Genomic DNA, 19,808 nt, shown 5'->3' with positions numbered 1-19,808 from the left:
ATGGCTGTTGTTGGTGGCACAGACGAGGCTGCAAGATGCATACTCTCAGGCGGCATTGTGGTGTACCCCACAGAGACCGTCTATGGCATAGGTGCGAACGCTCTTGATGAGAGCAGCATCGTAAGGGTCTACGCGATCAAGAGGCGCCCCCTCGATAAACCGATATCCATAGCTGTATCAAGCTTCGAGATGCTCTGTGATGTGGCGCATGTCCGGCCTGAGGACCTGGATATGATGAGAAAACTCCTGCCCGGGCCCGTGACATTTCTCGTGCGGAAGAGATCGATCGTCCCAGATATGCTCACAGCAGGATCTCCGCTTGTCGGAGTCAGATACCCAGATCATGAGATGGCGCTCAGGCTCATCGAAATGACCGGGCCGATCACGTCCACAAGCGCGAACATCACCGGCGCCACTCCGCCATCAGATCCAGGGGATATAGATCCAGAGATTTTATCCCGCGTGGATATGCTTATAGATGGAGGGAGATGCAGATACGCCGTACCATCCACCCTCGTGGACCTCTCCACCAGGAGGATCCTGAGGATGGGCGCGATGGCAGATCGGGTCCTAGAGGTAATCGGTGATGAGAGCCAGAATCAGGGACTTTCTTGAGAGCAGGGACGGGTGGATCTTCTCGGTCGTGGATTACATCCACACCGATGGCGTGAGATCCCTGCTCAGATACATCCCGGATGAATCCGGGGACAGGATCGCAGGGGGTACAAGATACAGAAAGCTGGATTTCGAGGAAGCGTTTGATTTTCTCAGGGTGAGACGCCCTGATTACGTCAGGGACGTCCATGTGGTACCGTTTGATGATGTGAAGAGGTTCTTCAGACCGGCTGATGAGCTTCCAAGGGTGAGAGCTGAGGACGAGAGGGTCGGCAGGATCGCTGAAATACTGGAGGAGCATGGCATCCCTGAGAGGTGCATCGGGATCACCGGATCGATGCTCCTGGGGCTCCACAGCAGATCATCAGACATAGATCTGGTTGTTTACGGAAACGCCTGGTGGAGGGCGAGGGATGCCATAGCAGATGCAAAGCGCAGCGGCTCGATCCAGGAGCTCGATAGCGCAACATGGATGAAGATCTACATGAAGAGAAAGCCCTCGATCCCCTTCGATGAGTTCGTGGCGCATGAGATGCGCAAGGGCAACCGCGGAGTGATCGACGGCACGTACTTTGACCTCCTCTTTACGAGAGACTGGGATGAGATCGAGCCGGTACCCCCAGGCAGGCCACTGTGCCGAAGCAGAATAGTCGCAGAGGTGGTCGACGCCAGATATTCCTTCGACAGCCCTGGCATTTTCAGGCTCGATCATGAGATCGGGGAGATACTCTGTTACTCTCACACATACGCAGGCCAGGCATTCGAGGGGGAGATGATCGAGGCATCTGGGGTGGTCGAGGAGACCCCAAACGGCCTGAGAATGGTTGTCGGCACGACGAGAGAGGCGAAGGGGGAGTGGATACGCTCGCTGACACTCATGTCGAGCCTATCCAGAGGGTGTGGATGATCTGGGTGATCTGAATGTTCGAGGTTGTTCCTTTCGATATAGAGATCGGGCAGTACAAGGTAATGCTCAACATCGCAGACGCCAGAGCGATGGGCCTCAACCCGGGAGACAGGGTTCGGGTGAGAACGAGAGGCGCATCTCTGACTGCGATTCTTGACGTGACTGGACAGATGATCGGGCAGGGGCAGGTCGGCATATTCACAGAGGCGTTCAGGGATCTGAAGGAGGCGAAGAGCGTGGAGATATCGCCCGCCCCAAGGCCTGCCTCGATATCATACATAAAGATGCTGATGGACAGGCAGAAGCTGAGCGAGGATCAGATCAGGAGCATAGTGAGGGATATCGTCGATAACAACCTCAGCGAGATCGAGCTCTCAGCCTACATCACAGCGTCCTACATCCATAACCTGGATCCACAGGAGACGGAGTGGCTCACCAGGGCGATGATAGAGACTGGCGAGAGGATATACTTCGATAAGCATCCTGTCGTGGACAAGCACAGCATAGGTGGGGTTCCAGGGAACAAGGTCTCGATGCTCGTGGTTCCGATTGTCGCAGCCTCAGGCCTGCTCATACCGAAGACAAGCTCGAGGGCGATAACAGGCGCAGGCGGGACCGCGGATCTGATGGAGGTTCTTGCGCCCGTTGAGTTCACAGCCGATGAGATCAAGGAGATCACCGAAACCGTGGGAGGGGTCATCGCATGGGGCGGCGCCACAAACATAGCGCCGGCGGACGACAGGTTGATAAAAGCGGAGTACGCCCTCGCCATCGATCCCTACAGCCAGATGCTCGCCTCGATAATAGCGAAGAAGGGGGCAGTCGGAGCTGACGCTGTCGTGGTCGATATGCCCACAGGCCCTGGAACGAAGCTGGAGACGCCGGAGAAGGCGAGGGTACTCGCGAAAGATCTCACAGACCTTGGAGAGCGGCTGGGGATCAGGGTGGAGTGCGCGATGACCTTTGGCGGCTCTCCCGTCGGTCGCACAGTGGGACCTGCTCTCGAGGTCAGAGAGGCTTTAAAGATGCTGGAGACAGGCGAGGGGCCGAACAGCCTCAGAGAGAAGAGCCTCGCCCTCGCAGGCATACTCCTGGAGATGGGAGGGGTTGCGGCCAGGGGCGAGGGATACAGAGCCGCGGAGGAGATACTGGTGAGCGGAAAGGCCCACAGGAAGCTCATGGAGATCGTAGAGGCGCAGGGAGGGGATCCGAAGATAAGGAGCGAGGACATCCAGATCGGAGAGCATCAGAAGCAGATACTCTCCCCGACGAACGGATACGTGGTCGCATTCTACAACAAGAGAATCATAGAGATCGCGAGGGCAGCAGGCGCGCCCGGTGACAAGAGGGCGGGAGTGATAATACACAAGAAGATGGGAGAGATCGTGAAGAAGGGTGAGCCGCTGCTCACGATATGCTCCAGCACAGACTGGGAGCTGGAGTGCGCGGTGAAGATGTGCTCGATGAGGGACGCCTTGGAGCAGCCGCCGATAGTCGTGGAGGGCATGCTGCTCGAGAGGTATCCGACCGAGAGGTATCCGAGAACGATATGAGGAATCGTGCAAACTGGCTGCTGGTAGCACTCATCTCCAGAGCGCTCAGCAGGACCACTGCCCCTGCGGGCAGGTTATCAGATAAACGGAGGGGATTCAGATGGAGAAGATGAAGGTAGCTGTTGTGTACCACGAGGACTTTCCGGTACATGGATACTCTGTGCTGAAGGACAGGATCAGGCCATCGTTTGACGCTCTGATGAACTCCGGGCTTGTTGATGGTGTGGAAGTGCAGGTGTTCAGGCCACAGCCAGCGCCGGTGGAGCTTGTGGCCGAGGCGCATACAGAGAACCACATGCAAAACATGAGGCACGACCCGCACTGGAACGTCGCTCTGCTCTCAGCAGGAAGCGTGCTGATGGCAGCTGAGCTTGTGGTCTCCGGAAAGGCAGAGTCCGCATTCGCGTACACAGGAACAGCAGGACATCACGCATCCAGGGGAAGCTGCTGGGGGTTCTGCTACTTCAACGATGTCGCAATAACGATACTCAAGCTCCGCAAGATGGGGCTCAAGCGCTTCCTGATAATAGATGTGGACCCGCATTTTGGGGATGGGACAAGAGACTTCTTCGGGAACGATCCGGATGTCTTCCACATCAACTTCCACTCCGGATCGCAGAAGGAGTTCGATCACGAGAGGAACAACTACGACTTTGGCATAGGGTGGAACGCGAACGACGAGACGTTTTTGAGGGAGATGGAGAACGCGCTGAAGCTTGCAGAGGGCTTCGATTATGAGGTATGCTTCGTGATCTTCGGGCATGATTCCCATACCGATGATTACGGCGGCTTCGACCTCACGCTGAATGCGTATCCGAAGATGGCGAGCATGATCAAAAAAGCGGTCGATGGCAAACCGCTTGTATTCGTGCTCAGCGGCGGCTCGAATCCTGATGTGGCGCGCCGCGCGATTCCGGATGTGATCGCTGTTCTGGCTGGGCGGTGGCCATATTGAGGATGGCGTCGAGCTGCTACATATGCATACTGGAGAGGGCCGGATTCGAATGCGAGCTCCTCTCACTGCCGGAGGACCGGAGGCTTGAGCTGGTGGAGGGTCTCCTGCAGTTCATGGCAGAGCACATGAGGGATGTGCCTGCCACTGTTGGAACTGAGCGTGAGATCATGCTCAAGCGGATAAGCGGCGTGGCTGATCCATACAGTAAATTGAAGGAGGAGAGCAATGATGTCGCCCGTGAGCTTCTTCCTGTGGCTGAGAGGTTCTACGATCTCAGCGAGGATAAAATGGAGGCCCTTGTCAGGATAGCCGCTGCAGCGAACTCGATGGAGTTCGGGGTGAGGGGTCACGAGTTCGATAACAGGTCATTCTCATCCGTATTCGAGGATACCCTGAGAGAGGATCTGGTCGGCGATCTTGATGCCCTCAAGAAGCTCCTGGCCGGGTCCTCGAGGATATTTTACCTGACAGACAACGCCGGAGAGGTCGTGTTCGATCTCTTCGTGATGGAAAAGCTCAGAGAGATGGGGAAGAGGGTGATCATCGGGCCGAAGGCAGAGCCGGTACTGAATGATGTCACAGCGGACGAGCTGGAAGGAATGACCGATGCGGAGATCGTGCCCACAGGTGGCGTGGTTGGCATCTCCCTGGACAGGATAAACCCTGAGGCGAGGAGGTTGCTTTTCGATCCTGAGTGGCTGGTGATCGCGAAGGGCATGGGCAACTTCGAGACGATAAGCGAGTTTGAGGAGACTCTCCGAGGGAGGCTTATATACATCTTCAGGGCGAAGTGCGAGCCGGTCGCGCGCGCGAACTGTGTTCGCCAGGGATCGCTGGTCGCAAGGGCCTACCTGTAGAGCATATCCTCATCCGCGTACCCCTCGTCCTCTGGCGCCTCGATCTCCTCCGCCTCCTCTTCCTCCTCGATCTCGAGCTGCGAGACGTCTATCTCCATCTGGAGGAGGTTTTTGATGGAGAGCAGCAGGTTCCTGGCCGCGTTCAGATCCACTAGCCTCTCCCCTGATGTCGTCCCGAGGATGCAGAATCCTCTGAGGCCGTAGAGAGGGGCCATGCCCGCTATGATCCCGTTCATCCCGCCTATTATGCTGCTGGGCATAACAGCTATGCCTGCGCTTTTCAGCAGCTCCACGCCATCAGCGTCTGTGGCGGTACCCACAACATTCTCATGAACAGCTCCCACGTATGCTGCGAGCGTCACGACGTCTCTCACATCCATCTCCCTCATATCGCTCAAAATCTCGCCTGCGAGCCTGTTCATGCCCAGGACCTCAAGCGGCTGGGCATCTGACGTGAGCAGAAGGATATCCTCTCTACCCTCCGGAGAGAAGACGTCAACCGTGAAGAGCCTGGCGACCCCATCCTGGATCAGAACCTGCGGAGGGAAGCCGCTGAAGGGCAGCGTCATGATCATTCTGGAATTCGTACAGCTTATCAGGTAATCGACCGCGACCTTCCCGACGCTGCCTATCCCCGGGAAGCTCACAACAGCCACCTTTCTCTCGAAGAGCATCGCCTCAGGGTTGGAAGTGGTGATATAACATGGTTTCGATAGAAAAAGGGGCATCTGGATGAGAAAGCCTTCCGGGAGCCATCTGCAGCCTGTTCGATGATATAGAAAGGCTCCTTCCGGTGAACCGGCGGACCAGTGATCTCGCAGAAAGATGTAGTGCCGGTTGACATTGGTCCGGGTGCTGGAGGTTGCCACTCAGACGATTCGACCACATGAGCCTGTAGAAAATATTGGAGAGATCACTCTCCAACAGCCCAGATGACCCAGTTAACCGGAATTGTTTTGTTGTCTCCGACCGGAAGCACGCCACGATAGAGATTGCCTGTGGATCTGTCGAATATGAACGATTGATCCTTCACGTTATCCAGCTCTGCAAATGTCATCACAGCTCCACGCTCGTAGAGAACCACGTAGAAATCCCCGTTGACCGCCACAGAGGGCACCTCAATTCTCGCAACTCCAAGACCGGCTGGGAATGTGAAGTACTCAAGCTGGATATCCGACCAGTGATACAGGAGATTGAAGTCGCTGTCTCTTATCTCAACTGCTATGGTCCTCGCCGCTGGCAGCTCTGTCTGCGTCTCGTTCCAGCCATCGGTTCCCGGGATGAGCACTGCCTGTACCTTCCAGTTCTGGCTCGGTGCGGTCAGCTTCACCGCCTTCCCAACACCAAGGTCGAAGAAGTGAAGCGTGGTGTTCATCTCCGTCACATTCTTTCCGCTATCCGCCCGAAGAAGCACCGGCTCAGCAGCGACAGTCCCTGTGAAGAGCAGGACTGTGACGCAAAACAAAGCCGCAAACACAATCTGTTTACTCATATTGGTCACCCATCATAATTTTACAGCATACTTATATAGATACTGCTCTGCTGCAGATATTCGACGAATAAAATATCACCACTATCATCCATCTGATAACTTGAAGATGCACCGGTCATGCTGTGCGCTCGTTTCGACTTATCTTTGACCGCGTCGAAGGCCTGGCGAGGGATGAGTGCATTCAGCAACCTCCCGCCTGACCTCCAAATAAATAAGAGCAAATCGCTCTTATCCATCTGATGACTTGAAGAAGCACCAGTCACGCTGTGCGTTCGTGGCGAGCGAATGAGTGCATTCAGCAACCGGCCTGCATATCCTTCAAGTTGCTGAATACATAAGAGTGGAGCGAATATCACAGCCCTTTTGGCTCCTCCTTGGATGCGATCTTGCGGATGAGCGCGAGTATTCCAGGCTTGCTGCTCTGCAATCCGAAGGAGCTGAGCATCTCTCTGTTGAACCTCTCTGTGATCTCGTCGAAGATTCTTTTGTAAGCGATGCAGTAGGGATCCACGCCTCTTATCTCCCCATCTGTGTGGGATATCGCATTGTAAGGACACCCGCCCCTGCAGTATCTGAGGTGCCTGCATTTCCTGCAGTGCACCTCCACGCACTCCCTGAAGCGGTTCATCCGCCTCCATGCTTCAGATCGCTTCAGATCGTCCATTGATGGATGATCTCTCACATCACCCATGACATAATCGGGCATCCCGACAAACCTGTAGCACGGGTATATGCTCCCATCCGGGCCCACAGCGAACGTGTTATCCATGCAGTCCACGAATGTGCACACAGTTCCCCGACCGCTGAAGACGCATCTGCAGAGATCGTTGATGTTCCTCACCTCGATCCTGTCCATGTTCTCGAGGTATCTGTCGAGGAGATAAACTAGAAGCTCCCCGTACTCAGATGGATCGAGGGCCCACCGCTCCGGCTCGTCGCTGCGAAGCGATGGAAGCGCTGGATGGAGCTTCAGGGTCAATCCGTTGCTCATGAAGAAATCGAAGATCTCCTGTTTGTACTTTATGGAGTGCGAGGTGAATGTGCATATGAACTGCACACTCAGGCCGTGATCACGGGCGATGCCGTAGCCGCGCATGGTTCGATCGTAGTAACCCTCTGACCTCTGAAGATCGTTTATCTCCTTCGGGCCGTCCAGGCTTGAGCCGATCGGCACATCATACTCCTTGAGGACTTCAGCCAGCTCAGGCGTTAGCCTCCAGAGGTTCGTCTGCAGTGCAAATGATGGAGTGAGATGTGAAAGGCCATCTGCAAGCAACGGCAGTGCCTTCCTGTAAAACTCCACACCCGCCAGCAGCGGCTCACCGCCGTGGAAGGTGAACGTCACGGGATCATCACGAAAAACCTTCAGCCACTCGACGATCTCTCTCACAGTATCAATGCTCATCACCGGAGATCCCTCCTCCGAGCTCCAGCAGTAGCTGCACTTGGAAGGACATCCCAGAGTGGGAATGATCATAACATGAAAAGGCCTTTTCCTCTGCATTCAGGGTCTGAGAGCATCTCACTGTATTAATAGATTTCCCGGGGAAAACATCACAATGTTAACATACGGAAATACAATGTCAAGATATAAAAATCTCAATACGAGAAAAGCCATAATTGAGTAAAGAAAATAATAAAATAAAAATTTATTTGATGCCCTTAAAGCATCGATCAAGATGCGCGCTGTCCGGCGGTCTCGTGATGATGCTCACGACGATCGTGACAAGAAACGCCAGCGGCAGCGCGACAACTATCGGATCCACCACAGGCCAGGGCATCTGGGTTATCAGCACGTCCCTGCCGAAGATGAATCTGGATATGCCCAGAGCTTCAGCCTCCTTCTTGTGGACGAAGACCATCCACAGGACGCTTGAGAGTGTGCCGGTCACGAGCCCTGCGATCGCGCCCGCTCTTGTGGCCCGCCTCCAGAAGAGAGCGCATGTGTACATGGGAAGAAATGCAGCAGCACACAGTCCGAAGAATATGGATGTGCCCCTGGCGATGATGTTCTCAGGAAGTATGTATCCGAGGACAACAGCGATAACCACAGCCGCTATGATCCCTGCTCTGGTCACCAGTATGGATCCTGTTCCCCTTCTTCCTGTTAGCGTCTCGTAGATATCCCTGCCGATCGCTGTGCCCTGTGCATGGAACTGTGAGCTCGATGTGGACATCGCTGCTGCGAGAAGAGTGAGCATGAAGAGATACACAAACCACTCCGGCATCGCAGCGTTGATGTAAACAGGTATTATGCTGTCAGCGTTCCCCTTCGCAACCTCTATCGCTATCTTGCCCTGTGTGGTGTAGAAGAAGACGTTCGAGAGGGCCCCGACATCAAATGCAACGCCGGTCATTGCAAGTATGAACACGCCGCCTATCAGGACCCCGCGGTTCAGCTCCCTGCTGGATCTCACCGTCATGAATCTCACCGCGAGCTGCGGCATGGCGAGAACCCCAATCCCGACACCGAGAACCACGGTCGATACCAGTGTCCACCACCATGCGCTTCCGAGCGCTGGCATGTTCGTCCAGCCCCTGTGCCCCTGAGCCGCAAGATTCTGGGGAACCAGGTTTGCCATGTCTGTGAGCGCCTGGTGGGCAGCTGTCACCCCTCCGAGATGGACATAGGTCATTATGAGAAGAAATATCATCCCCAGAAACATTATCGTTCCCTGCATCGCATCCGTGTACATGACTCCCTTCAGGCCGCCCCAGACCACATAGGCAGCAATGATGATGGAATACAGAAGCAGCGCGAGGTTGAAGTCTATGGAGAGCGTCGTCTCCATAAACCTTGCAGCTCCGATCAGGACAACAGATGCGTAGAGTGGCATCCCGAGGAAGATCACGAGCCCGCTGAACCACTGGATGAACTGGCTGTCGAACCTCCTGCCCATCAGCTCTGGAAGCGTCATGGCCCCCAGGTTGTAACCCATCCTCCTCGTGCGTTTTCCGTAAATTATGAACGCTATGAATATGCCCACAAAGATGTTCAGAAATGTCAGCCAGAGGAGACCCATGCCGAAGAGCCCAGCCATCCCACCGAATCCCACGATCGCGGATGTGCTGATGAAGGTTGCGCCGTAGCTCATCGCCATTATGTACGGATGGATCTTTCTGCCCGCCACCATGTACCCTTCAGCATCCCTGGTCGTCACCCAGCCCCTGTAGCCCAGGTAGAGCGTGACAAGCAGATAGACAAGAACTATCACATTTAGCAGTAACAGATTCATAAAAATCACATGCCCAGCTCTTTCTCCTGCATCTCCAGCTCCTGGGCCTCCCAGGCAGCCTCCTCCATGATCTCCTGTTTCTCCAGCTCCTCGCCCTTATTCCAGTTGGCGATGCCGTATGAGACGCACAGAACCGTGCTCAAGATGCACAAAAGGTAAACCCCCCATATCCAAGGATCATCTATTCCAAGCACATCGGCACCCTCCTGCAGCTCTCCCGGAGCGTGTATAATGGCAGCATGTTACATATTATCATGATATAAGGGTGTCGGTCAGGAATATATGTTAAAGATTTGCTGTGAGATACAAAAGCGCGTGTTTGCCTTCTGGGAGCAGCATTTACAAAGGGGTCGGGCAGATCAGCAGATCTGCCGTTCGATCTCCTCCTTCACAAGCCTGTGTGCGACTGATGGATCTGCCCTGCCTTTTGTTCTCTTCATGACCTGCCCGACGATGTAGTTTATCGCTCTGGCGTTTCCGCTGAGGTAATCCCTCACCGCCTCCTGTGAGTCTGCAACCGCCTCCCTGACAGCCCTAGCGACATAATCATCATCCGCTCTCTTCAGGCCCATGCTCTCCACGATCTCCCTGGGAGAGCCTCCCCTGTCGAGTATGGTTCTTATAAGAGTGACCGCGATCTCGTCTGTGATCTCATTCTCGGAGAGCATCCTGACTATCTCGAGCATGCTCTCTCTCTTGAAGCTCTCTATGGTCAGATCCCTGTAGTTCAGCTCTCCTTTAAGAACATCTGCGATCCAGACTGCAGCAAGCTTCGGATCGGATCGAGCAGCAACCCACTCGTAGAAGTCAGCGACCTTTATCTCAGATGTGAGGGACTTCGCGTGATCATCGGTTATGCCGTACTGCTCCCTGAAGCGCTCCCTCTTCGCATCCGGAAGCTCTGGAAGCTCGGCCCTTATCCCTGGAACCCAGTCAGCGATCCTAAGAGGAACGAGATCCATCTCGGGGAAGTACCTGTAATCGTGAGCCTCCTCCTTTGTTCTTATCGATACTGTCACGCCGCGAAGCTCATCGTAGTGCCTGGTCTCCTGGACGACCTCGATCCCCCTTCGCTTCAGGTTCCTCTGTCTCGTTATCTCATACGATAACGCCTTCTCGACACCCTTGTGGCTCGAGATGTTCTTGACCTCCACTCTGTCCCCGCCTGCGAGCGATATGTTCGAGTCCACTCTCAAAGAACCCTCGAGATTGCCATCGAATACATCCAGATACTCCAGAATCGTCCTGAGCTTGTCCAGGAAGAGCCTTGCCTCTCTGGGAGATCTGAGATCCGGCTCTGTGACGACCTCAAGCAGCGGCATGCCGCATCGATTGTAATCGACCAGGGTGTACCTTGCTTTGTCTATTGTGCCCGCATGCACCAGTCTTCCCGGATCCTCCTCCATGTGGACCCTGGTTATCCTTATTCTCCGTTCCTGCCCATCATCACCCTTGATGAGGACGTACCCGCCGGTGGCCAGCGGATAATCGTACTGGCTTATCTGGAATCCCTTTGGCAGATCAGGATAGTAGTAGTTCTTCCTGTAGAACATCGTCTCCTCTGCGATGCTGCAGTTCAGCGCCAGTGCGACCTTTATCCCGAACTCAACCGCCTTTCTGTTGATGACAGGAAGTGAACCTGGAAGGCCGAGACAGACAGGGCAGGTGTGTGTGTTCGGAGGAGCATCGTGGTAGCTTGTAGAACAACCGCAGAACATCTTTGACCTGAGCCGGTTGAGCTGGATGTGTATCTCCAGGCCGATCATCACATCATCCATCAGACCACCTCCGGGGATCTGAGATGATACGGGGTCGATTGCTCGTAGGCACTGGCAACCCTGAGAAGCAGAGCCTCGTCGAACGGCCTTGCCATGAGCTGAAGACCGACAGGAAGTCCATCTGAGAAGCCGCAAGGCACGGATATAGCGGGTATTCCTGCAAGATTTATGGGCACCGTGAACACATCCGACATGTAGAGGGATATCGGATCCGTTATTCTCTCACCGATCCTGAAGGCGGGGAATGGCATTGTGGGAGATGCTATGATATCAACCTCTTTCAGCGCATGCTCAAAATCTCTTCTTATGAGAGTTCTCACCTTCAGAGCCTTCAGGTAGTACCGTCCGTAGTAGCCTGCGGAGAGAGCATATGTGCCAAGCAGGATCCTGCGCTTCGTCTCCCTGCCGAACCCCACAGCCCTGATCTCAGAGAAGGTCGTGTGCCAGTCCCTGTCCTCTCCGACCCTCAACCCGTATCTCAACCCGTCGAACCTGGCCAGATTGGATGACGCCTCAGACATCGCTATTATGTAGTACGCAGGAAGCGCGTACTTCGTGTGAGGCAGGCTTATCTTCCTCCAGCTCGCGCCCAGATCCTCCAGAACCGATACAGCGTCCCACACAGCCCGCTCCACTCCCGGATCGACGCCCTCGCCGAAGTATTCCTCTGGAACGCCGATGCGTGTGCCTCTGATCTCACCGCCGATGCTGCTGAGATAGTTCTTTTCAGATGCAACTGATGTGGAATCCCTTGGATCGTGTCCAGCTATGACATCAAGGAGAAGAGCCGCATCCTCAACGGTCTTTGTGATTGGCCCGATCTGCTCGAGAGAGTTCGCGTATGCTATAAGCCCGTAGCGCGAGACCAGCCCGTATGTTGGCTTCAGGCCGACGGTGCCGCAGAAGGATGCGGGGCATCTGACAGATCCGCCTGTGTCAGAGCCCAGTGCACATGGCGCCTCGCCTGCCGCCACAGCAGCAGCAGATCCACCGCTCGACCCCCCGGGCACCCTCTCCAGATCCCATGGGTTCCTTGTCGGGCCGAAGCAGCTCGTCTCTGTCGATGTACCCATGGCGAACTCATCCATGTTCGTCTTCCCGATGATTATGGCGCCCTCTGCCCTGAGCCGCTCTATCACATGGGCATCATACGGCGGGATGAACCCTTTGAGAATCCTCGAGCTGCATGTCGTCTCTATGCCCTTCGTGCATATGTTGTCCTTTATCGCGATCGGTATACCAGCGAGCGCGCCCTTCCAGGGCCTGGCATCGAACTCTCTTGCGGCTTCCAGGGCGCTCTCCTTCGCAAGCGTGGTGAACGCGTTCAGCCTGCTGCGCTCTATCCTCTCGAAGAGCCTGTGAATATATTCCTCAGCAGAGCCTGACCTGATATCCTCCCTCAGCTGTAACAGCATGCTCACACTATCCTCGGGCTTCTGAAGTATCCTTCCTCTCTTCTCGGCGCGTTTCTCAGGGCCTCCTCCTGGGAGAGCGATTCCCCGGGCACATCCTCCCTGAATACGTTTGCAAGGTCCACGACTCTGTACGTCGGCTCGACGCCCTCTGTATCCACCTCATCCAACTGCTGAAAGTAATCCAGAATCGTGTTGAACTGTGCAACAAGCTCCTCCCGCTCCTCCTCGGAGACCCTGATGCTGGCAAGCCAGCTTATGTGCTCGACATCCTTGATGGTGATCATGGTATCCCCACGTGTGAAGTGCAAGACCACAGGCCATGCCGGCATGTGAATCTACTGGGTAATATACCTATCCCGGAGGGTCTGAACTTGTTCGAGGTGGAGCCTCAGTGGAAAAAATACAGGCGATCTCATGTGCTCAGCACCTGGCGGCATGTCTGGTTGCTGGAAGCACCCGTTCGATCTACGGGCCTTCGACTGCGTCGAAGATAAGTCGAAACGAGCGCATAGAAGGGCCAGTGCTTCTTCTGCAGGTTATCAGGTGGATAAGAGCGATTACAGTAAGCCCAGCCTGAACTGGCAGGAAACACGCCCCGGGCTCTGAGGAGATCGCAGGGATCCAGCAACCTTGCCACTGCATGGGCCTGCAAGGAGACGATGTTCTCTGATATGATCACGAAATCCCATGGGCCTGTGTGATCCTGATCTCGTGATTACCGAAAGCGCTCCTCGAACGGCATGGACCTGAGGTAGAACTGCCTGGCATGGACCAGCAGGTCCAGGAGGTAGGAGTAGTTCTCTGCTACTACGGTATAAATGATAGCTTTATATGCTAGAATGATCGATTTTAAATCATGACTTTGAGCGATTTAGAAGAGCGCCGGGCCAGGCAGTTCATCCTCTATTTTCCTACATCAAGAGACAGAGAGCGCTGGCGGCGGCTGGCACGGAAGGCGAGGATGCCACTAAGCCGGTGGATTTACGAGATCGTGGAAGAGCACCTCGCTGAGGGGAGCGACGAAGGAGCAGCCCAAAAATCAGATCTATTCGTCGAGAATCGGAGACTACAGCGCGAGCTCGAAAAGAGCAATGCTCGGATCAAAGAACTCGAGACTGAGATATTCAAGCTTAAAAATCAGTATTTCTCGCATCGAAGCGGATCTCGGGGCCTCGGATCCTTCGATCCGGCACTGCTCGACCTGCTGAAGTCTGGGGAGATCTGGTCGAGTCGCGCGCTGCTGGACGCGCTCGGGGTGGACAGGAGCGATGTTGACGCGATTGAGATCGTGACCAACCAGCTCTATACCCTCTTAGATCTCGGCCTCGTCCAGGAGACAACACGCGGCTGGAGGTGGGTGGGATGATAGATCTCCAGGATTTTCAGCAGGATCTTGAACTCCGAGGAATGAGTCCTACAACCATCAGAGATACTATGTTCAACGTAAAGGCCTATCTGAGATGGAGTGAGAAAGATAGCAGAGATCCCAAAAGTTCAGAGAGCCTGGTGCGTTATCTCCGGTATCTCCGATCCGTCAAAAAACTCCGCTCGACCACAATTAAGAAGACTTTCGGGCGGATCGGTGTATGGATAGACTATCTCGAAGAGATCGGCGAGATCGAATCGAACCCCATGCACAATCTCAAGAAGCGGTACCTTAAAACATACAAGGATCCGGTGAACCACAGGAAACTGATCTCAATCGAGGACGCAGCTCGGATGGTAAGAGCGACGATCGATACTCGAGATCGTGCTATCCTATTGATCCTGCTCAAAACAGGGATACGTGTGAACGAGCTGGCAGCTCTGGATGTAGATGATGTAAATACAGATAACAATTCGATACTTCTGAAGGAGACTGCTAAGCGTTCTAATCGAATCGTCTACTTCGACGACGAAGCAGCTCGAGCACTGAAACGTTGGCTTGCTGTTCGAGCTTCGAGACCAATGCGTAGAAGGGAGAAAGCGCTCTTTCTGAACCGGTTCGGCACGAGGCTGGGAATCTCGTCAATTCAGACCATTGTCACGAAGGCTGCGGAGCGTGTCGGCTTGCACGATCCAAAGTCCGACCGCCCTGAGGATCACTTCTCGCCTCACTGCTGCCGCCACTGGTTTACAACGCACTTAATCCGCTCAGGGATGCCTCGAGACTACATCAAGTGGCTCCGAGGCGACGCGATGAACGAGGCGATCGACATCTACAACCATATCGATCCTGAGGACGTCAAGCGCAGCTACCTGGCGCACATACCGATGCTTGGGGTGTAGCTCACTCAGCTTCAGAAACGGTAATGGTTCCAGGAACTGCACGCTCGTCGTCTTCGAGCACAATCTTTTCACCGAAGTTGTCTATCGTCTCGTTCTTGCAGGTGATTGTGAACAGCTTTATGTCGTCGATACCTCTGAACGCTCTACTGGATGTATAATCAATATAGATATATTTGACCAGATCTGCGTATTCTATAGGATCTCCGATCTTATATGCATCCAGCGCTGTCTCTAGGCTTGTCTTGATGTTTTCAAGCAGATCTTGCTCAGGAGTTGATGTCATTACAATCTCGAGTTCGATATCAACTCTTTGTAACTCAGGCGCGACCCAGAGACGTGGATACGTTCCGTGCCCCATCAGTATATCGAAGCTATAGCTACCTATGTACGATGAGGACACTATTCTCGTGGCATATGGGTGGTCGGCATCGACTATTGCCTTGACCGCATCGCCTGGCATTGTTCCAGCGTAGAAAACAGCATACCCCCGCTTAGTCTGGCCGAGTGGAGTTATATACTGAAACGGGACTTCCAGATGTACTGGTATGTACTGCAGAGTCCTGACCCACACCGGTGCGCCCGACGTGTCGCCAATCTCGAATGTATGACCTTCTGGGCGCAGCGTTGCTCCAAGAACACCGCACGCGGTGATGCCCGCGGCAAGGTTCTCGTATATGGCCGTATCTACACGGCTGCTGATCGATGCTGGATCACCATCGATTACCAGCAGCACATCTCCCTGACCGAGCGTCTCGACCTTAACCTCTCTCACTCCCTCCAGGGCGTCGATATGCTCTCTGATAAGAGGAATGGTGGCGCGGCCATTGGTCCAGATTGCATACAGTGCCCTGCGTCTCAGGTCCTCATCCGACTCCATGTCCGTGCCGCCAGTAAACGCCATATCATTTGTGCATGATGTGATACCAAGCACTGGAGTCCTTATGATCGATATGGCACCGGCATGCACATTCCCTTTAGTGCCAGCTCTGATCGCTCTTGCTGGTGCATATACTTCAAACGCATTCTGAGCCAGTGTTACTGTTTCAGTGGTCTCGAACTCTACGAGTGTGCGGTCATCTCCGACTGCAGCGCATATCGTCCCTGCGGGTATGACGATGTCTGATGGGGCCGGCGTAGGTCTGCTGAACAGAATGGTCCCAGTCGCTCTCTCGCCGGATCTCCTTCCTTCGGGGAGAATCGATTTCACGATCTCGGATAGAGCCTCACCTTCTGCTGTGAGGATGTTTACATCCTTCACCTTCTGCTTCAGCAGCTGCAGGAATATCCAGAATTCAGAAGCGATAGCTTCTGCTAGCACTGCATTGAAGCTAGCAGGAGACGTGTCTTTAAGCAGCGGGTCGCGTGTCGTGATGAACTTCAGCCAGTCCTCGTAAATTTCCTCCGGGGACATGTCGAGAAATTCCATGAACGAGTTCGGCATGACTGTGACCTCCTCTCCGGCCTGAAAGGCCGGAGCTTCCTGTCTCATTGATCTGTTTCATCCAGTATCTCCACAGGCTCTACCCCTCAGTCCGAGGGTGACTCAAGCTTTACTCTGGCCTTCAGGCCGGAGCTTGCGCCCTGCTATTCTCTGTCACTCACGAACCATTTTCAAATCTTTCATTGCTTCACGAAGCTGTGCGTTCAAGCGTGAGAGTGTCGCCTCATTGCCGGCGAATTGTATCTGTACGTCGCCGACATAAGCTCGTACCTCTATCGTGTTTCTCTCCTGAACAGATACAGTTACATTCCGTACTTCGAACTCCGGGAAGATCTCCTTCAGCTCGGCTTCTATATGTCCCCTCAGTGCCTTCAGTGTCGCTACTGTAAGTGGTTCGTTGATGTAATCTCTGATACAGCACCCGAAGTTCGGATGCAGTGGTCTTTCTCCTTTCTTCGTCGCAAGCCAGATCCCGATGCGCTGATATATGCAGTCCACTATGTCAGTAACGCGCGCGATATCACCATGCGGCGTCCTGGCTGGAGAGAGACGCCCGTGACACCGGCAAAACCCGTCGTCGAAAATCATGTTCAACCTGACATCCCCAAATGTCAATTCACTCACCACGCAGGTTACATGTTCCGCCAATTGTCAAATTACCATTGAGTGTCACATCCCCATCCAACGTGATTGTGTTCGCCTTGATCGTGCAGTTACCTTCCTCGAACTCGATGTACGTATCATTCTTGATATCCCACAACCAGCAGTTTCCAGAAGTCCCAAGAAACACTTCCGACCCGTCGTTTCCAGACCTGATCCTGATGCACCCGTCCTTGTAGATCCGGACGGTCGCTGACGTGGGTAGATGTGTGAGCTCAGCAGCGATCTCGCCGTGCTCGTCTGCAATATCATGGTCGTCATCTGCGACCACCCGCACCCGTGCACCGTCCGGCTCACTGGGCTCACTGTGCACGTCGATTGTGCCCGTCGGATACCACCAGATGTGCCCACGCGGATCCTCCTCGACCCTGTTCTCCTCGTAGATCGTACCGTCCTCGTCGAATATCACGATCGAGCCGCAGTGGTGGTGGAACTTGACGCGCCTGCGCTTGTCCAGAACCGTTGGGCTGATATCAGAGAACACCTTCAGCCACGTGCCTGCCTGCAAGTCATCCAAGCAGGTGCATGGTGCGAGCGCATCACATTGAGGTCTGTTGTGGCCGTTCGGACAATCGTGTATCCGGATCCAGTCACGCGTTTTGGGCCACCACTTGAAGCACTCAGGATGCTTGGGAGGAGGAAACTCTACATAGTTTCCATCTTCATTCTTCTTTGGTTCCTCCCAGGGGCAGAGCTTGTACACAAACTCCTGATGCTTATCATCTGCCTCGCTGCGGCAAATCGGCTCCTGCTCAACAGATGTGCACGTACCGAGAACAAGCGCTTCACGCTCGTTGAGCCAGTAGATATAGATCATATCTCCTATCCTGGGGTTCCATGGATGACCCTGCCATAGACCATGATATTGCTGGATGCAGTTGAGCTTGACGAACTTGACAACCTCTGCTTTGCCATCTATCCTGGGCCGGTCGATCAGCTGTACATCAACGACATTGAAGTTCTTATCCTCTGGATACGGTTTCACGTGCGGCCAGACAAATATGACCTCGCATCGATCTACCTGGCCTTTGCGAGAATCCTCGCGCCGAGAGCTATCGATGTTGCGATCTCGCGTGTTCGAAACCAATCTGACCACCAGCTCCGTTTAAGCTAGCTCTTTAAACTCGGGCCAGCCGTACTTCTGGATAGCTTTTTGATTCTTCTCGAAGGTATCTGACCAGTCGACCTGCGGGTACGCTTCGTAGTACCCCTTGTCAAGATATGATTTCGCTAGAAGTTTCCTGACAAACATGCCATCGCCCGTGGCAGGGTTATAGATCAGTGTAATAGATGGATCGCTTTTATACTGCCTGTACGTGATCGATGGGTTCTTTTGCTGAGCGGATTTGAACGCCTTTACGAACACCCAGTCCTCGAGAAGCACGCGGGTTTTCAAGCTCAAACAAAATGCACCCCAGGATACTTGTTGACCTCAGGATCATTCATGATCCTCTCAAAGTTCAGCGAGTAGAAGTTCACGATATCCTCTGTGCCAGACGGTTTGTTCACGCCAAGGAAGTTTGTCGTTACATCCAGCGTAGCAGTGAACCCACCCTCTGCGGATATATCCACAATCCGGCGCGTTACAAGTCCCATTACGGGCCCCATCTCAGCCTCCTCCTCACCATCGCAGACAATAGGGGGAGGCGAGCCGTTCCATGGCCGGTATGCGACCTTGGCAAGCAGCCCGGGCGCTTTGCCAACGACCTTCACTGACGGCACGTCTTTGTACTGCCTGTACCATTCAAGAAGCTTCTCAGCGACCTCCTTGCACCGTTCGTAGTTTGCATTGGGCAGAACAACCGGTGGTGCCCTCATGATGCCATAAGCTTTGAGTTCCCATTCAGGAGCTTCTGCAACTGCATGTATGAGCTGATGAGTCTTTCCCTCCCAGAGCAGCTCCGGCGATCCGCCGTACACATCAACATGGTTACAGTATCCGACCATGTTAGTGGCATATGACCCTCTCAGGACGTTGCCTGTGAGGTTGCTGAACCCGCGCAGATCTGTAGCAGGAACAAACCAGAACTCGTCATTCTCATCAAAGAAGTATATGCTCTCCCCCCAGCATGAGACTTCATACATCGCTGTATCGAAATCTATCGCTTTGCTGAGGTATGGTGTGATATCGTCTGTCGAATCTTTGGCCGGCATGATATGCGCCTTGCCGGTATATTCAAACTCTTTCAGCAGGTCACTCACAATCGTCGAGACCGGAGTACCTGTCTCCCAGGTCATATCTCTCCGCAGGCGAGATGTCATTCCACCCTGCGAGCAGGATCCCTCAATGTAGAGATAGCTCTCATCTGCTTCAGCTTTCTGTATCTCGCCCTGGAAGATCTGCACCTTGCGGGATCTGTTCCCCTCGCAACCACTGCTGTATACTTCTAAGTCTAATCGTACCTTGTTTTTCGGAGCCGTTAGAAATGCACCCATCTGCTCTTCGGTGATCTGCTCGACACTTTTAGGCGCAAACGCTCCCAGAAACCGCTGACCTGCGTTCGAGAGCACGAGATCGTACTTCCCTGGATCCTTCGTTGAGTTCGCGGTCATCTCACAGTGTGCTGATATGAAGTACCGCGAGAAATCATTGCCTTCTATAGTCAGGATTGGACGGACGTGCATGCTGTG

Annotated in this window: 20 protein-coding genes; 7 read left to right on the top strand and 13 right to left on the bottom strand. The window is 54.1% G+C overall.

Translation table 11 applies throughout. From position 1 onward, the window contains the following. From QHG98_04140 to QHG98_04120, 5 genes are all read left to right on the top strand, one after another. On the top strand, positions 1-615 hold the full coding sequence (locus QHG98_04140) for an L-threonylcarbamoyladenylate synthase (GenBank protein MDH7596922.1): 615 nt from the start codon (positions 1-3) through the stop codon (positions 613-615). Further along, positions 587-1,522 carry a nucleotidyltransferase domain-containing protein gene (locus QHG98_04135; protein ID MDH7596921.1) on the top strand — a complete coding sequence of 312 codons (936 nt, stop codon included), beginning with the start codon at positions 587-589 and terminating at the stop codon, positions 1,520-1,522. Before QHG98_04140 ends, QHG98_04135 begins: the two co-directional genes overlap by 29 nt. Before the next feature lie 14 nt (positions 1,523-1,536). After that, the gene (locus QHG98_04130; protein ID MDH7596920.1) at positions 1,537-3,075 is read left to right on the top strand and encodes an AMP phosphorylase; all 1,539 of its coding nucleotides are present in this window, start codon (positions 1,537-1,539) and stop codon (positions 3,073-3,075) included. A gap of 100 nt (positions 3,076-3,175) precedes the next feature. Next, a complete protein-coding gene (locus tag QHG98_04125; GenBank protein MDH7596919.1) occupies positions 3,176-4,030 on the top strand; it encodes a histone deacetylase in 855 nt (284 codons plus the stop codon). Next, positions 4,018-4,887: an ARMT1-like domain-containing protein gene (locus QHG98_04120; protein ID MDH7596918.1), complete on the top strand. Its 870-nt coding sequence runs from the start codon at positions 4,018-4,020 to the stop codon at positions 4,885-4,887. Before QHG98_04125 ends, QHG98_04120 begins: the two co-directional genes overlap by 13 nt. On the opposite strand, the gene QHG98_04115 is transcribed toward QHG98_04120, so the two are convergent. From QHG98_04115 to gatC, 8 genes are all read right to left on the bottom strand, one after another. Further along, on the bottom strand, positions 4,878-5,561 hold the full coding sequence (locus tag QHG98_04115; GenBank protein MDH7596917.1) for a PAC2 family protein: 684 nt from the start codon (positions 5,559-5,561) through the stop codon (positions 4,878-4,880). The genes QHG98_04120 and QHG98_04115 overlap by 10 nt on opposite strands. 239 nt (positions 5,562-5,800) lie before the next feature. Further along, a complete protein-coding gene (locus tag QHG98_04110) occupies positions 5,801-6,388 on the bottom strand; it encodes a hypothetical protein (protein ID MDH7596916.1) in 588 nt (195 codons plus the stop codon). Between the two features lie 343 nt (positions 6,389-6,731). Continuing rightward, positions 6,732-7,856, bottom strand: a complete 1,125-nt coding sequence (locus QHG98_04105) for a TIGR04083 family peptide-modifying radical SAM enzyme (protein MDH7596915.1) — start codon at positions 7,854-7,856, stop codon at positions 6,732-6,734. 172 nt (positions 7,857-8,028) lie between these two features. After that, complete coding sequence (locus QHG98_04100) at positions 8,029-9,615, bottom strand: sodium:solute symporter family protein (protein MDH7596914.1); 1,587 nt, start codon at positions 9,613-9,615, stop codon at positions 8,029-8,031. Between the two features lie 5 nt (positions 9,616-9,620). Beyond that, positions 9,621-9,767 (bottom strand): hypothetical protein, encoded by a 147-nt coding sequence (locus QHG98_04095; GenBank protein MDH7596913.1) that lies wholly within the window; start codon positions 9,765-9,767, stop codon positions 9,621-9,623. A 207-nt stretch (positions 9,768-9,974) separates the two neighbouring features. After that, complete coding sequence (gene gatB / locus QHG98_04090) at positions 9,975-11,393, bottom strand: Asp-tRNA(Asn)/Glu-tRNA(Gln) amidotransferase subunit GatB (GenBank protein MDH7596912.1); 1,419 nt, start codon at positions 11,391-11,393, stop codon at positions 9,975-9,977. Then, the gene (gene gatA / locus QHG98_04085) at positions 11,393-12,808 is read right to left on the bottom strand and encodes an Asp-tRNA(Asn)/Glu-tRNA(Gln) amidotransferase subunit GatA (GenBank protein MDH7596911.1); all 1,416 of its coding nucleotides are present in this window, start codon (positions 12,806-12,808) and stop codon (positions 11,393-11,395) included. The genes gatB and gatA overlap by 1 nt, the downstream gene beginning before the upstream one ends. A gap of 2 nt (positions 12,809-12,810) precedes the next feature. Beyond that, a complete protein-coding gene (gene gatC, locus QHG98_04080) occupies positions 12,811-13,092 on the bottom strand; it encodes an Asp-tRNA(Asn)/Glu-tRNA(Gln) amidotransferase subunit GatC (protein MDH7596910.1) in 282 nt (93 codons plus the stop codon). A gap of 572 nt (positions 13,093-13,664) precedes the next feature. Here gatC and QHG98_04075 point away from each other — a divergent pair. After that, complete coding sequence (locus QHG98_04075) at positions 13,665-14,174, top strand: hypothetical protein (protein MDH7596909.1); 510 nt, start codon at positions 13,665-13,667, stop codon at positions 14,172-14,174. Further along, positions 14,171-15,076 carry a tyrosine-type recombinase/integrase gene (locus QHG98_04070; GenBank protein ID MDH7596908.1) on the top strand — a complete coding sequence of 302 codons (906 nt, stop codon included), beginning with the start codon at positions 14,171-14,173 and terminating at the stop codon, positions 15,074-15,076. Before QHG98_04075 ends, QHG98_04070 begins: the two co-directional genes overlap by 4 nt. A 1-nt stretch (position 15,077) precedes the next feature. On the opposite strand, the gene QHG98_04065 is transcribed toward QHG98_04070, so the two are convergent. The 5 genes from QHG98_04065 to QHG98_04045 all read right to left on the bottom strand — a co-directional run bounded on the left by QHG98_04065 (position 15,078) and on the right by QHG98_04045 (position 19,802). Beyond that, positions 15,078-16,565 carry a baseplate J/gp47 family protein gene (locus QHG98_04065; protein MDH7596907.1) on the bottom strand — a complete coding sequence of 496 codons (1,488 nt, stop codon included), beginning with the start codon at positions 16,563-16,565 and terminating at the stop codon, positions 15,078-15,080. A gap of 105 nt (positions 16,566-16,670) precedes the next feature. After that, positions 16,671-17,105 carry a GPW/gp25 family protein gene (locus QHG98_04060; protein MDH7596906.1) on the bottom strand — a complete coding sequence of 145 codons (435 nt, stop codon included), beginning with the start codon at positions 17,103-17,105 and terminating at the stop codon, positions 16,671-16,673. Positions 17,106-17,133: 28 nt separating this feature from the next. Further along, the gene (locus QHG98_04055) at positions 17,134-18,162 is read right to left on the bottom strand and encodes a hypothetical protein (GenBank protein MDH7596905.1); all 1,029 of its coding nucleotides are present in this window, start codon (positions 18,160-18,162) and stop codon (positions 17,134-17,136) included. 120 nt (positions 18,163-18,282) lie between these two features. Then, on the bottom strand, positions 18,283-18,579 hold the full coding sequence (locus tag QHG98_04050) for a hypothetical protein (GenBank protein MDH7596904.1): 297 nt from the start codon (positions 18,577-18,579) through the stop codon (positions 18,283-18,285). After that, entirely contained in the window at positions 18,576-19,802 is a 1,227-nt protein-coding gene (locus tag QHG98_04045) for a hypothetical protein (protein ID MDH7596903.1), read from the bottom strand. Before QHG98_04045 ends, QHG98_04050 begins: the two co-directional genes overlap by 4 nt. Between the last annotated feature and the right edge of the window lie 6 nt (positions 19,803-19,808).

Source organism: Methanothrix sp., from assembly GCA_029907715.1.
In the GTDB taxonomy this organism is placed as follows: domain Archaea; phylum Halobacteriota; class Methanosarcinia; order Methanotrichales; family Methanotrichaceae; genus Methanothrix_B.
This window is presented reverse-complemented; position numbering and strand designations above follow the sequence as displayed.